Below are 13,511 nucleotides of genomic sequence, written 5' to 3'. Positions count from 1 at the left end.
CGTATGTGATTATTTTGTCCAGTCATCGCTGCCTTATGGACGCTCAACGCTGAAAGCTATTGCGGCGACACCCCCAACCTTGTTCAGGTCCCTCTTCGTTTTACGCTCTTCCAACAAGGTCCTGGGCAACACAAACCCTTCAAAACTGCGCTGTGTAATCGGGTTGTTAGCCTTCTCCGCGCCTATCCGATAACGCATCAACCCATCGGCGACTGAGAAGGTCAGGTCCACACTGGTGTCGGTACGGCCATTGAGGTGCCCGCGACTCAGCAGCCGGAACAACGACCACGGCCCGCGGTAGCTCAGGCTGGCGGTGTTGCCGGTGCTGTGCACCAGGGTCAGTTGGCTGCCGTTGGTATTGCCCAGGCTGTTGGGCCACACCAGCCCCGTGCGTTGCGGCGCGCCGTGCTGGTAGGGGATCAGTTGGCCGTCGACGCTGAGCATGCTGCTCAGGCGCGTGGCGCTCAGGGCCAGGGGTTCGATGGTGAGTTGCACGGCCAGATGGCCGCGGTGGTTGAAGAAGGTGTCGCGGATGCGCTCGGCCTTTTTCAGTTGCTCCAGCACGTCGCTGCGTACCAGATAGCCGCCGAGGCTGTCGGAGTACAGGGCATCGAGGTTGTCCTTGAGGAACACGTTCAGGTATTGGTCGTGGAACTGCTGCAGACGCCCCTGCGGGCCGAAGAAGGCTTCAAAGTCTTCCAGCGAGGCGTCCTCGCCACTGGCCTTGAACGGGTAGCGGCCCGCCAGGCGTTCGCGGTAAAAGCTGTAGATTTCACTGTCCCAGCGTTTTTCCAGTTCGCGCAGGGCAGCGATCACCAGCACTTGCGAGGTTTGATCGGCGAGTTTTTTGACCTGCTGATTCAACGGCTCGGGCAGCCCCACGGCGACGCGTTGCAGGTTGGCGATGGGGTCGGCGCCGCCCAGGGAGAAGCGGTTGAGCACGGTTTTAAGGGCGGCTTTGCCGGGGTCCGGGTTGTCGTGCACGGCCTTGGCGTAGTCATAGACGGCGCTGACCGAACGCAGGGTTTCTTCGTAGTAGGACGGCTGCTCGCCTCGTGCGGTGATCAGCTCTGACAGATTTGAGAATGCGCGCCGAATCCCTGCTGCCTGTTGTTGCCCCTCGGGCACCTTGTCCAGCTTGAGCGGGGCTTGCCCTTCAGCCAGGGGCGCGGCCGGGTAGATCACGCTGTTGTCACGCAGGGTTTCCAGCAGGCGTCGTAGCGGTGCGGCCGGGCCGGTGACTTGTTCCAGTACCGCCACGCCGTGGCTGAGGTCGTCAAAGTCGGTCACCGCGAACTGGTTCAGCGCACGCCGCCAGCTGTCGACGTAGTCGGCGCTGTACAGGGCGCGGATACGCTGGGTCAGCACGTTGCGGTCTTCGTCGGAGTAGTCCAGGCGTTGTCGTTCGCCAAGCACCCACTGGTCAATCATCGCCAGCTCGATAATGCCCTTGGTACCGGGTTCGAAGTAATCCTTGAAACCCTTGGCGGTGAGCAGCGGCGGCAATTGCAGACCGCTGCCGGCTTGATCGGTGTTCAGCGCACGGTAGACGATATCGAACGCCGGGCCGACCTCAGTGCGCAGGTCCAGCGGCCGATGCATACGCTCCAGGGCATCCTGTTTCAGGCTCATATATACCCGTTCGGCCATGGGCAACTGGCGCAGTTGCTGCTGCACTTGAGTGATGCGCTCGCGGTAGTTCGGCAGGTCGGCATCGGCGTATTTCAGCGCGTAGCCCAAATGGCCCATCAAGTCGGCCTGCAGTTGGCCCTGGCCCGGATAGGCGCGCTGCCATTGCTTGGCGACCCACTCCTCGACAATCGCCGGGCGGCGGTTGGGGCGCTCTTCGAGCATGCGGTACACGCGCAAGGCTGCCAGTTGCTGATTGCTGCCGGCGGGCGCGGTGTTAATAGCCTCCAGCACCCCGCTGGCAATGGCCGGCAGGAAGCGTTTGGACAGCAGATTCAAATAGGCCTCATCCACCGTTGGACCAATCGCCCTGCCCTGGTACAAGCCCATATCCGACAGCAATGGCCAGGCTTCACGGTAATCACCGTAGACCAACACCGCATCGCGAATCTGGTCCAGAGGCAGCAACAGGTTGCGCCCCGTAGGGTCGACCGTGGCGTCGATGTCTCGCTCACTGAACTCCTGACTCTTGGCCAACACGTTGGCCGCTTTGTCGCGGTTGATATCGAAGTAAAACTGCCAGGTGCCGACGACCACCAGACACCCCAAAGACGCAACGCTGAACCCGGCGATCAACAGCCGCCGTTTGCTGCGAGCCACCTTGATGTTGTCGCCCGCCAGGCCCGCTTCGGGGTAGATCACCCGCTGGAACAGTTGCTGGGCAAAGTAGATAGCCGTGCCACCGGCCGGTTTGACCTCCGGTGGCGGTGGTGGCAGTTGATACGCCTGCCCTGCTTCTTTGACGAAAGCGTTGCTCAGAGTGCCCTGCTGCAACACCGAGGAAAAATACAGCCCGCGCACCAACGCGGGTGTGGTGAACCGATCACTGCCAAGCAGCTCGGTCAGGAAGCCAAACAACGCGGGGCGCAAGCCCGCCATCTGATGCATCAGCGCCTGCAAGCGATCACAGTCATCCAACGTGCGCGCCTCCCGGGTGCTGTTGAAAACCTGTTCGCAGAGGCAATCGACAAAGGCTTGATATTGACGCGTCAGCTCCGCCAGCCAGGCATCAAAGTCATCCACCGCGTCCAGGCTGAACGTGAAACCCAGCAGATCTTCGCGACCACTGCGTGACAACCTGGCGAAGAATTCTTCGAAGCCTTCCAGCAGGTCGAACTTGCTCAGCGTCACGTACACCGGCAAGCGCGTGCCCAATTGCCGCGTCAGCTCAAATAGCCGGGTGCGCAGCAGGTTGGCGTGGGCCTTGCGTTGTTCGGGACGTTGCGCCAACAAGGTCTGTATATCAATTACCAGCACCACGCCGTTCAATGCCCGACGGCTGCGGTTGCGCGTCAGCCAGTCGAGCAGATGCGACCATAGGCGCGCATGAGTGCCGCTGGGCAACACCGGCTTGACCTTGCCCTGCTGCTCGACGTTTTCAGCCGGTGAATCCGGGTGGCTGAGAAATTCACCCGGTGGGTCAATCAACACCGCCTCGTCCCCGATCCACCAATCCACCGGATAGGCCAATTGCTCTTCCTGAGCCCTGACCCCAGCCTTGGTCACATGAGACAACGAAAAGCTTTGGTTGGAGCGGGTGATCAGGCTGGTCTTGCCGGCATTCTCCTCACCGAGCACCAGGTACCACGGCAATTGATACAGCGAACGACGGCGCTCCATGTTGTTGAGCAAATTGCCCAGGCTGCGGTCCAGCGCCCGCTCTTGAGCTTCGATATAAGGCAAGCAAGGGTCGGCCTGCACGGCAGCCTCGTGCTGGCGCTCAACCTGCAAACGCTGATAACGCTCGCGCACGCGCCACGCCCAGATGAGCAGCGGCACCACGATCACCGCCACACTGGCCGAGACCCGCATCGCCCACTCGGCCAACGGTTGGCGCTCACGCCACGTCCACTGCGGGCCCAGCCACCAGATGGCGACCAGCAAGAACATCACGCCCAACAGCACCAACACCGGCCATGCCTGGTTGAATTGGCGCAGCACCGGCAGGCCCCAGCGTTTGAGGTAACCCCAGACTGTTTTCATGAATTGCTCCTAACGCTTTTTTAGAGTTCGTTGCTTACACACGGTGAACGCATCCCTGTTGCTCCCGCTGAACCACGCCCAGGGACATAGCTTGGGTTTTCAAAGCTGGCGATGAATTCATGGAGGATGCGTTTGCTTTCAGCAGCCTCCTTGACACTGGGGCCGCGAATGTTGGCCTCAGGGTCCGGTCTGGGCGCGACCGCGCCGTAGCGGATGCGTACGGATTTGAGGATTGCGTCCCACACGGCCATGGCTTCGTAGTCGGTGAGCGAGGGGTTGACGGGTTCCGGTGACGCGGGTTGTTGCCAGAGTGGGAGTTCGTAGCCTTTGTTGGCGAATTGGGGAAGGGTCCAGCGCACAAGATCCCTGGGTTTATCAGGATCTATGGCGGTACGCTTCTTTCCGCCTGCCGATAGGCGAATACTCATAGCTGGACGGCTTAGGGATGGGTTATCTCGATAGTTCTCGCTGACGAAAAGTATTTGACGATGTGTGTCATCACTGAAGCCGATCAAGGATTCTTCGGCTTGCATTCCGGCTAATGTGATTTTGCCTATACGCAGTTGTTCATAATCGCCAGCGAGGAATATTTTCCCGTCTTTTTGGGTTCGGACATGCAAACGTTCTCCATCATCAGGTGATAAGGCGTTGTAGTAGACGTTCAGCGATACGTCTGAAGCAGGGGGGCGAGAATAGAAACTGGCAACCTCATGGTCGTGATGACTGCGAATGACAACCGGCCCAAGCGCAAAGCCCGCGCCTGCGGTTTCGGGGGTGACTTTTAAGATCTCTTTTGAGAGTTTTAACAGACGATCTTCAACAGGAGCGGTATTACCCTTGAAGGAGTCAGCTCGGAGCATGACGTAGACGTCATCGACCAGCAGGTGGAGTTCGTGAACGAAAGTCTGACGCGGTGTTGGACGCCGGTAGTATTGCAACATGACACTTTGCGGTGCCTGCGCTTTGGCTGACACCAGCATTGATACGTCATCCATCTCATAATTTTTGACCGCGGCGATCCGGCTGGCCCGCTCCTGCAAGGCAGCGGAAAAGCGTTGCTGTGACACCCCTTCGCCCAACACCCGCACTTCAACGGATGCATGATCGGCCCCCAGCCCGTAGTGCAACTTCACATCCCCGCCCCCCGTCCAGTTGGCGGGCAAATCTATCAGCCCACGGCCCAGCGCCCAGGTGCGCATGTTGCTGGTCAGTTCGTGCACGGTTTGTTTCTCCTGTTCGCTGGGTTGTTTGAAGGTGGTGCAGCCCGCGAGCAACGCGAGCGTCAAGCAAACGAAAAGAAGCTGGGGGGTTTTAGGATGAAGGCGGCTAAAAGAAAGCCGGTGGGCGCTATTCATTGATCGCTATCCCCTGGTAATGACCTACGTTTTTCCAAGCTGGCAATGAACTCATCGAGGATGCGCTTGCTTTCGGCAACCTCCTCGGCACTAGGCCCGCGAATGTTGGCCCAGGGGTCCGGCTTGGGCACGACCGAACCGTAGCGGATGCGTACGGATTTGAGGATTGCGTCCCACACGGCCATGGCTTCGTAGTCGGTGAGGGAGGGGTTGACAGGTTCTGGTGACGCGGGTTGTTGCCAGAGAGGCAGTTCGTAGCCTTTGTTGGCGAATTCGGGCAGGGTCCAGCGAACCAAATCCTCTGGTTCGTCGGGGCCGATCGGTTCGGCTTTCATACCTCCAGCCGACATGCGAAAGTTCATGCTCGGGCGACTTAGCGATGGATCCTCACGATAGTTTTCGGCTCCGAAGAGGAGTTGACGATGAGTATCGTCGCTGAAGCCAATCAGGGATTCTTCCGCCGACATTCCCGCAAGAGTGATCTTCTTCGTGCGCAGATTTTCATAATCACCTGCGAGGAAAACCCGTGCGCCGTCCTCGGTCCGGGTCTTTATGCTCTTCGTTTGACTAGGCGATAAAGCATTGATGTAAATTTCCAGCGAAATATCAGAGGCAGGCGGACTGAACTCAAAGCTGGCGATCTCCTGATCATGGTAACTGCGAATGACTACCGGCCCGAGCGCAAATCCCGCGCCAGCATTTTCGGGGGTAACTTGGAAGATCTCTTTTGAAAGTTTTAACAGACGATCTTCAACAGGAGCGGTATTACCATTGAAGGAGACAGCGCGGAGCATGACGTAGGCGTCGCCCACCAGCAGATGGAATTCGTGCACGAATGTATCTGGGACTTCGGTGCTCTCAAAATACTGCAGCCATATTTTCTGCGAGGTTTCACGCCTTGCTGAAACCAACATGGATGCGTCCTGCTGCTCATCATTTTTGACAGCCGCGATTCGACGCGCACGCTCATTCAATGCGGCATCAAACCGCTCCTGCGTCACGCTCTCTCCCAACACGCGTACCTCAACAGACGCATGATCGGCGCCCAGCCCGTAGTAGAGCTTCACGTCGCCGCCACCACTCCAATTGGCCGGCAAATCAATCAAACCTCGGCCCAACGCCCAGGTGCGCATATCGCTTGTCATCTCGCTCACGTTACGTTTCTCCTTCTCGCTAGGCTGTTTGAGCGCAGTACATGCAGTAAGAGAGCCCAGCACCAGGCAGACAAAAACAATGATTAACCGGCGCATAGGGGCCTCTTGGCTTTCGCCGCAATTTTGATAATCGAATAGAGGGTGAATTGCTGCGCTAACGGGTTGGCGTAGGACGCCTCATGATCGAACCCAGGCGCCTTGATTTGCTGGCGAACGCCACCGTTGCGCGCGTGTTTTATCGGTGCGCTGCCCGAACTGACCGGCACAGTGCCGTCGCCGGAGCCGTCCTGCATCTTGCAATGCAGTTCCCAATAACTGGTCTTCACGATTTTGACAGGCGCATCGGGATCGCCACGCATGGGCGGTATGGGTTGCTCGTGGCCGCCGACATACACAGGGCTGCGGCCATCATCTCTGACCTGATGCATCTCGAGATTTGAAACTGTGAAGCTATCGGGGTATGAGCCGTGAGGACCATTGAGGCGAGACCCGCGCTGCATTTGCCAAGTGATGGATTCGAAACTGGGGTACTTAGCTTCGCTGCCGTAATAGACGTAGGTTTGAGGGTGATAGGAGCCGCTGATACATTGATGAAAGGCTTTTGCTTTCTTGATGTTGTCCGCAAATGTTTCCCACGTAATCGGATCACCATCCTTAGGTGCCAACCACTCTTCACGCAGTAATCCCCACCAACGGTCGCGGCGCAGATAGATCTCTTCATAAGGGTCTTTTACAGGCTGGCGCGGCATCGCCGAAACACCGTGGTTGTCGATCAACCTCAGCCAGCCAGGGGCATAATCTTGTGTCGGCAGCAATTGCAAAGCGCCAGGCGCCTGCGCAAAAACGGCGGTCACTTCCTGGCCGGTCGGACCAATCACTGCTCCGGCAATCGGATCTTCATCGCTCATACCGACCTTACAACGGCGATAAGCGACCGGAGCCCCAGTGGCGGGCATTACCCCATGCACGACGCCGGCAATCTTGGCACTCATGCCGGGCAGCTGCGCACATCGTCGAGCCACCAATCCGCCCATGGAGTGGGTGACCAGAATGACTTGTTGGCAGTTTCGACCGTATTGGTGCATCAATTCGTCTATGCGTTCGGCCAGGCGCTGTGCAGCGATTTTGTTGGAGTCCAGCCAGTTATACCCACACGCATGCACCGGCATTCGATAGTCACCGCGCGCTAACAACTCATCCGAGATAATCGACGGCAATTGACTCGCCAGGTTGACCCCCAATCCCGGCATAGCAATGGGAATTTCGGGTTTTAGCCGGGTGATATGAGTCGGCCCAGGCTCGACAGCGACGGTATGCAGGTGCTCAGGCCGAACGTCGAATTGCGGCCATTGGTGAGGCAGGAACTGGTTATTCAGGGTTTCTTCCAGCCAAAGAAGAAACGCGTGATAACTGGTTTCGCTGACTTCGCCCCAACCGCGCTCTCTGTAACGTTTGGTCAAGGCCAAGGCGGCCTTTTTCTTGTCCAATTCTGGCTGGGTAATGACCGTGCCTACGGCGAGCTTAGGCACTGCCCCGTTTCTATCAACCTCCGCACGAAGTGGATGCAGGATTTTCTGACGTTCACCTGCTGTTTTGAAAATCCAATTTTTCGCGAGCCACATATTCTTACCCATGAACCCCGCATCCAACCGCCAGACGGGACCCACCTTCTTCTTTTCCTTTCCTTTCTCCGGCTTGCTCTTCAAATTCGACCCCATGATCCCCGGCACAAAAATCACCGGCAGCACCCCATCCGGCGGCAATATGCAGTGCACCGGGTCGGTGATATGGCTGGGCGTGAGGGTCCAGGTATGCACGGGGTTGCCCCGCGCGTTGTAGTGCATGGGGGCGACACGGGGCGTCGTCGGGCTATTGGTCATGTGGGGTCTCCGTTTTCTAGCCATTCCAATGTCAACCCTTCCAGTGTCATGCCCTGTTGCAGGGTGACGTAGCCTTCGCCATCAGTGCAGCCCTCGAAGCGTGCGCCGTCTTTGCGAACCAAGGCGTAGGCACGGTTGCGCATGGGTTGACCGTTGAAAAAGGGTTGAAAGCGTTCGTTGAACGAGGTGCTGGGCCAGCTGTTGAGTTGCGTCGCGGCATGGCTGGGGTCAATGAATTGTTTGTTCGCAGCTTTCACAATGAAATCGCCGGGCATGCCCAGCTCGATATTGCCGCCCTGCATCTTGATGTAGGCCCCGCCGCACAGCAGGGTGATGTGTTTGTCCGCCGCCACCAGCACGTGTTGCTGGCTGGCGCTGATTTCCACGCTCTGATCTGCTTGCACCTGGATGCTGTTGTGCTGGGCCTGCAGCAGCAGTTGACCGTTCTGGGCGATATGGCGCATGTCACCGCCCTGGGCGAACAGGCCCAGCTCGTCACCCGCGTTAATCACCACTTTTTTACCGGCGGTCAGTTGCAGGTTCTGTTGCGCGACGCTGTCGATGTGTTCGCCTGCGCCCATGGCAATGCTGCGGGATGTGGCGGCAGCAATACCCGCGGGCCCGCTCAGGGCGATGATGGGCTGCGCGCCAGTGCCCGTGCCATTGGGCTGGTCATTGGCGCCCTGCCCCAGGGTGTTGACGGCCTCGGTAAGCGTCTGTTGCGGTTGCCAATCCTGGACAATGCCTTGGGCAACCTCCGCCGAACTGCCTAGCTGCTTGGCCAATGCCAGGGCGGTGTGCAGCACCTCAATGACTTGCTGGCGCTCCAGTTGGCCCGCAGCGGCCTTCAGTTGCGCTTCCGCAGTCAGCAATAAACCTTTTGCCGCGCGCAACGCACCGTGCCCATCCGTCCGTAACTCAAACCCCTCCCCCCTGGGTTTACCGCCACCGTAATGGCGGGGGTGAGTGAGGTAACCCAGATGCAGCGCGCTGTGCTCGTGATCACTCATCAACGCCGCGCTGATTTGCGCGGTGGTGTCGTCAATGCGCAACTCATTGGCGCGGGTCCCCTTGAATTCGCGACTTTTGGTTGTCGCTACGGCATTGAGCTTAGGTAGCTCGTAGGGCGGCAAATTGGTCTCGCGATAAGTCCGGCCTGTGGCGATGGGCTGGTCCGGGTCACCATCCAGAAAGCTGATGATCAGTTCCTGATCCACGCGCGGCACGGCCATGGCGCCCCAGGTCGCTCCGGCCCAACCCTGAGCCACACGAATCCAGCACGAACTCTGATCGTTGTTTTTGTCCGAGCGATCCCACGGGAACTGCACTTTCACCCGGCCCCATTCATCGCAGTAAATCTCTTCCCCTGGCGGCCCGACCACCGTGGCGATCTGCGGGCCGTCGATGCAGGGTTTGGCACGCAGCGGCGCCTTCCAATCTGAGGTCCAGCGGATGGCGCTGGCGGTCATTTCATAAGAGGTGCCGTGGTCGCTGCCGAACGCCTCTTCTTGCAAGCTGGTGTGCTGTTTGCCTTCGTGCTTGATGGCGATGGTGCGCCAACGGTCGTTGAAGTCTTCGCGGGGATGCTCGTTGAGGTCGAACGCCAGCCCCGGTTGCAGGCGTGCGTCGTCACCGGCCAGGTGGGCCAGTTTGGCGTCATTGCGCAGGGCGGTGAGTCGAGTCTTGGTGAAGGGTTTGCCGGCGATGTCGCGTTTGTAGCGGCCGGGGTAGTCGTAGCGTTCGTAGTCCTTGTGCTGGTTTTTCAGGTCCTGGTCGCCAGTGGCGGTGTGCTGTTGGTCGTAGCGCGGGTGGGTGAAGGTGTAGTCGCGTTGTACCTGGCGGGCGGTGCGTACTTGTTCGGTGTAGTGAAAACGGGTCAAGGCCGGTTCCGTGGCATCGCCGCCGGCCATGGGTTGGTAGATCACGGGGCAATGTTTGTGCGTGCCGATGGTGCCCAGGCCGCCGACGCGGTCGGTGAGGACGAGGGTGTGGCCGTCGTCGCGATGTTCGAAGGTGTAGAGCAGGCCTTCTTCGGCGGCGAGGCGGGCGATGAAATCGAGGTCGGTTTCGCCGGCCTGTACGCAGTATTCCCGGCGTTGGTGGTCGAAGCAGATTTCGCGGCGGATGTCGGTCAGTCGGTGCTCGGCGAGCACACTGGTGATGATGTCGGGCACAGTCTGGCCCTGAAAGATGCGCCAGTTGGAGCGCAGGTCGAAACGCGCCAGGGTCGGTTCGATGACGACGGTGTAGCGGGTGCGACGAAAGCCGGTGTCGCCCTGGGTGAACAGGCTGACCAGGCCATGGACGTAACGTACTGGGGTTTCGCCACGCCAGATGGTGAACAGCCCCGCCAGGTCGAGCACGTTTTTGAAGTCGATGGCCGCGTTGTAGCTGGCCAGTTGCAGTTCCAGCTTGAACGGCTGGGACAGGCCTTCTTCAAGCGTGAAGGACACCACATCGAAGGCATCGCCTTTCAAGGGCTCGAAGGTGAATCGCAGGTCGCTTTGGCGGGGCACGTGGCTAGTCCTTACTTTGACTGATGATGGCCGCCACCTTCTGATACAGCTCCGGCTCCCAACCCTGCGCCGTGGTATCGCGCATCAAGCGCGCAACGCTGGCGTACAAATCGTCCGCCAGCCACGACAACCCACGCGATGCCAGCAGGTCGGCGGCAATCACGGTGGCGTAGCTGCGATGGCGCGGAGCGTCTTGGGTGGCGTGCAGTTCCTGCAGGCGCAGCAGCACCACTTCCACGCCTTCGGTGTTGAGTTGAGTGGCCAGTTCGTCACGCAAGCCGGCGTATTCCTGCACCGGGCTGCCGGTGGCTTGCGCCTGATCGGCGCCGGTAATCCAGGCCTGGGTTTGCGCATCCACGAACGGCGTGCCGTCGCTGAAACACAACTCCAGCAAGGCCGGAAGACGGCAGACAAACCGCTCGCAGGTCTGGCGGATGGCGCCGGCCACCTCTTCCATCGCCAGGCGCGAGGCGACTTGGGCGGCCAGGTAACTGCCGCGCAGCCAGTACGGCGAGGCGCAGACGCTTTTTTCGATGCGCAGTAACAGGTTCGGCTCAATGGCGTTGTGGTTAAGCGCATCCTGGTAGCCGTCGACGATGTCTTTGGGCACGGCGGTCAGTTCGGTGCGCCGGTCACGGACGACTAAGGGCGCGGTGCGAAGATGCGACCACAGGCCGAAGCGGCGCAATTGGTAGCCGGTGGGGTCGTACGGGTCTTGCTGGTTGATCTGCTCGGCCATGTTCAACACCGCACGGCGTTGTTCACGTTCGTTACTGGGCGCTTGCGGTTTAGGCGGGCTGAAAAAGGCTGCGTCCAGAGCGCCGCTGGCGGTGGGCATACGGGCAGGCGCGTTCACCACGGCCGGCTCGCTGTATTTGTCCAACTGCCGTTGCAGGGTGTCCAGCGCTGCGGGGTCGAGCTTGGCGCTGTCGACGCACTGTTGCAGGGTAGCCAGCGCCCGTTGCGCCGCTGCTTGGTAAGCCGGCTCAAAACTGCTGCGCTCCAGGGCCGGCAGCACCTGGCCCAGGTCCTCCAGCAGGCGCTGCACCTGCTTGCGCTTGTTCAGGTAACCGGTGGGGCCGGGCTTGGGGTAAGCGCTGTCCCAATACTGTTCGACCATACCCGCGATCAGACCGAGGGCATCGGCCCAGCGCACCCACTGGCGGGTACGCAACCAGACCACTTGCAGATGGCCGACGATGCGCCAGTGCTTGCACTGGGTCGTCAGGTAGTCGCGGGAGGCTTCATCGATGTAGGGCCAGTCGATATCGCTCTCGCGCAAGCCGCCCAGCTTGACCATCTCCTGGTCGATGGCCTGATAGGTTTCGTCCTCTACATCGAAATGCCCGGCAGGTTGCGCGGGGTCGATGGGGGCCAGCAGCCGCTCGACGATGTCGACCGGAACGTCGATCACCAACGACATGCCTGGCGCTCCTGTTCGATCAGTTCGCCCAGCCCCTCGGCGTCGAATATCAGGCCGTGCAGCCTTGGATAGTCGCTCTCCAGCCGCAGGCGCTGGCCACCGCCCATATTGCGCAACAGGGAAATCGCCTGCAGCCCGCGCCCGGCATCGACCACCAGGCCGGCGTCGTCCAGCACCTGCCATTGATAAGCTACGGATACGGGGCGCTCATCCTTGAACAGTTGAATGCGTATTTTGTTGGGCTTGGCCGGTTCATCCAGCACCAATTGCAGGCGCGAAATTTTCGACTCGCAGCTGATGGCCAAATAGGGCCGGGGCGGCAATGCTCCCAAGGCCGGGGCCGAGATCACCAACCGTGGTGGCTGGTCGTTGTCCAGCGCCGGGAATGACGACAACAGAAAGCGCTGATCCTCAGGCTGGCGCTTGGCCTCATTGCGCTGTACCAGGTCGACAATCGGCAGCACCCGGCTCAGCGCAGGCGGCGGCGCAGGCGGATGATGGATGGGCGTGCCGGCAGCTAAGTCAAAGCATTCCAGGCGTTTGAGCGGGGACACGATCGCCGGGCAATCCTGTGCCATCGGCATTGCGTGTATGTGCGGGGCAATCAGCATTGCTACCAGGCCCCCTACCCAACACCAACGTTGCGATCCTTTGCGCATCAACGCCTCCCCCTACATTATCAATAAATTCAACTTTTGCTATTGAACCAAGGCGATCACTCATCTTCGAACACAGCAACTTTTCATGAACTTATATAAATAACGAACTGGCAAGTCCGAGGCATCATTTTTTTTGCAACACCCTCAAATACCAGATACACCCCTCAGATAAAAAAACCTGACACTGTATGAATTTTCCCAGACTCAACATAAACATTAAACAGTAATTTTTCTTACATCCAAGTACCACGAAACGAATCGACTTCGTCCGACATGACTTTTTCTGAAACATGGGCTTTTAATAGCGCCACCTTCAAAAAAGGATTTTTCCCATGTCGAAATCCCAAAGTTCTGTCGCGCCTAAAAAACGCATCAATATCAAGTACGTGCCGGCCACAGGCGACCAACAAGCCGAAGTCGAGCTACCGCTGAAGTTACTGGTCACGGGCGACTTCAAAGGCCACGGCGAACTAAGTGCTCTTGAAGATAGACCATCCATTCGGATAGATAAAGACACCTTCAATGAAGTTCTTACCAAAGCAGAAGTTGCCTTGGACATGGCGGTCCCGTCGGTACTGAACAACGATCACGACACCGACCTGAATGTGCAACTTCAATTCAAAACCATCAATGACTTCGGCCCTGACGCCATTGCTCGCCAAGTACCCGAGCTGAACAAGTTGCTGGAACTACGCGAAGCCTTGGTTGCGCTCAAGGGACCAATGGGCAACGTACCCGCCTTTCGCAAGCACCTGCAAAACCTGCTGACCGATGAAGCCGCCCGCCAACGCCTGGCCAGCGAACTGAACCTGGTGCTTGACGCGCCAAACAACTGAGTTCTTTTACGTCCAT

At 59.0% G+C, this 13,511-nt stretch carries 8 protein-coding genes; 1 reads left to right on the top strand and 7 read right to left on the bottom strand.

Annotation, left to right across the window (positions count from 1 at the left end; all coding sequences use genetic code 11):
* Window positions 1–33: 33 nt before the first annotated feature.
* The 7 genes from tssM to vasI are packed head-to-tail and all read right to left on the bottom strand — an operon-like array spanning window position 34 to window position 12,554.
* On the bottom strand, window positions 34–3,672 hold the full coding sequence (tssM, locus tag ACWHXD_RS11415; RefSeq protein ID WP_138762649.1) for a type VI secretion system membrane subunit TssM: 3,639 nt from the start codon (window positions 3,670–3,672) through the stop codon (window positions 34–36).
* A 20-nt stretch (window positions 3,673–3,692) separates the two neighbouring features.
* A complete protein-coding gene (locus ACWHXD_RS11410; RefSeq protein ID WP_186932426.1) occupies window positions 3,693–5,027 on the bottom strand; it encodes a T6SS immunity protein Tli4 family protein in 1,335 nt (444 codons plus the stop codon).
* Complete coding sequence (locus ACWHXD_RS11405) at window positions 5,024–6,277, bottom strand: T6SS immunity protein Tli4 family protein (protein ID WP_138762650.1); 1,254 nt, start codon at window positions 6,275–6,277, stop codon at window positions 5,024–5,026. Before ACWHXD_RS11405 ends, ACWHXD_RS11410 begins: the two co-directional genes overlap by 4 nt.
* Window positions 6,265–8,061: an esterase/lipase family protein gene (locus ACWHXD_RS11400; RefSeq protein ID WP_138762651.1), complete on the bottom strand. Its 1,797-nt coding sequence runs from the start codon at window positions 8,059–8,061 to the stop codon at window positions 6,265–6,267. The genes ACWHXD_RS11405 and ACWHXD_RS11400 overlap by 13 nt, the downstream gene beginning before the upstream one ends.
* On the bottom strand, window positions 8,058–10,577 hold the full coding sequence (locus ACWHXD_RS11395; protein WP_138762652.1) for a type VI secretion system Vgr family protein: 2,520 nt from the start codon (window positions 10,575–10,577) through the stop codon (window positions 8,058–8,060). Before ACWHXD_RS11395 ends, ACWHXD_RS11400 begins: the two co-directional genes overlap by 4 nt.
* A 4-nt stretch (window positions 10,578–10,581) precedes the next feature.
* Window positions 10,582–12,000: a type VI secretion system protein TssA gene (gene tssA / locus ACWHXD_RS11390; protein WP_138762653.1), complete on the bottom strand. Its 1,419-nt coding sequence runs from the start codon at window positions 11,998–12,000 to the stop codon at window positions 10,582–10,584.
* Window positions 11,988–12,554: a type VI secretion system-associated protein VasI gene (gene vasI / locus ACWHXD_RS11385; protein WP_238344573.1), complete on the bottom strand. Its 567-nt coding sequence runs from the start codon at window positions 12,552–12,554 to the stop codon at window positions 11,988–11,990. Before vasI ends, tssA begins: the two co-directional genes overlap by 13 nt.
* A gap of 437 nt (window positions 12,555–12,991) precedes the next feature.
* Between vasI and tssB the strand changes: the two genes are divergently transcribed.
* Window positions 12,992–13,495 carry a type VI secretion system contractile sheath small subunit gene (gene tssB / locus ACWHXD_RS11380; RefSeq protein ID WP_499084006.1) on the top strand — a complete coding sequence of 168 codons (504 nt, stop codon included), beginning with the start codon at window positions 12,992–12,994 and terminating at the stop codon, window positions 13,493–13,495.
* The last annotated feature ends 16 nt before the right edge of the window (window positions 13,496–13,511 follow it).

It is taken from the genome of Pseudomonas fjordensis, from assembly GCF_976987115.1.
The sequence above is the reverse complement of the archived record's forward strand: the minus strand, read 5'-3'. Positions and strand labels throughout refer to the sequence as shown.

Bases quoted from the DNA above. Each gene is read 5' to 3' on its own strand.
- tssM (WP_138762649.1), bottom strand. From the start codon at position 3,672: ATGAAAACAGTCTGGGGTTACCTCAAACGCTGGGGCCTGCCGGTGCTG.
- ACWHXD_RS11410 (WP_186932426.1), bottom strand. From the start codon at position 5,027: ATGAATAGCGCCCACCGGCTTTCTTTTAGCCGCCTTCATCCTAAAACC.
- ACWHXD_RS11405 (WP_138762650.1), bottom strand. From the start codon at position 6,277: ATGCGCCGGTTAATCATTGTTTTTGTCTGCCTGGTGCTGGGCTCTCTT.
- ACWHXD_RS11400 (WP_138762651.1), bottom strand. From the start codon at position 8,061: ATGACCAATAGCCCGACGACGCCCCGTGTCGCCCCCATGCACTACAAC.
- tssA (WP_138762653.1), bottom strand. From the start codon at position 12,000: ATGTCGTTGGTGATCGACGTTCCGGTCGACATCGTCGAGCGGCTGCTG.
- tssB (WP_499084006.1), top strand. From the start codon at position 12,992: ATGTCGAAATCCCAAAGTTCTGTCGCGCCTAAAAAACGCATCAATATC.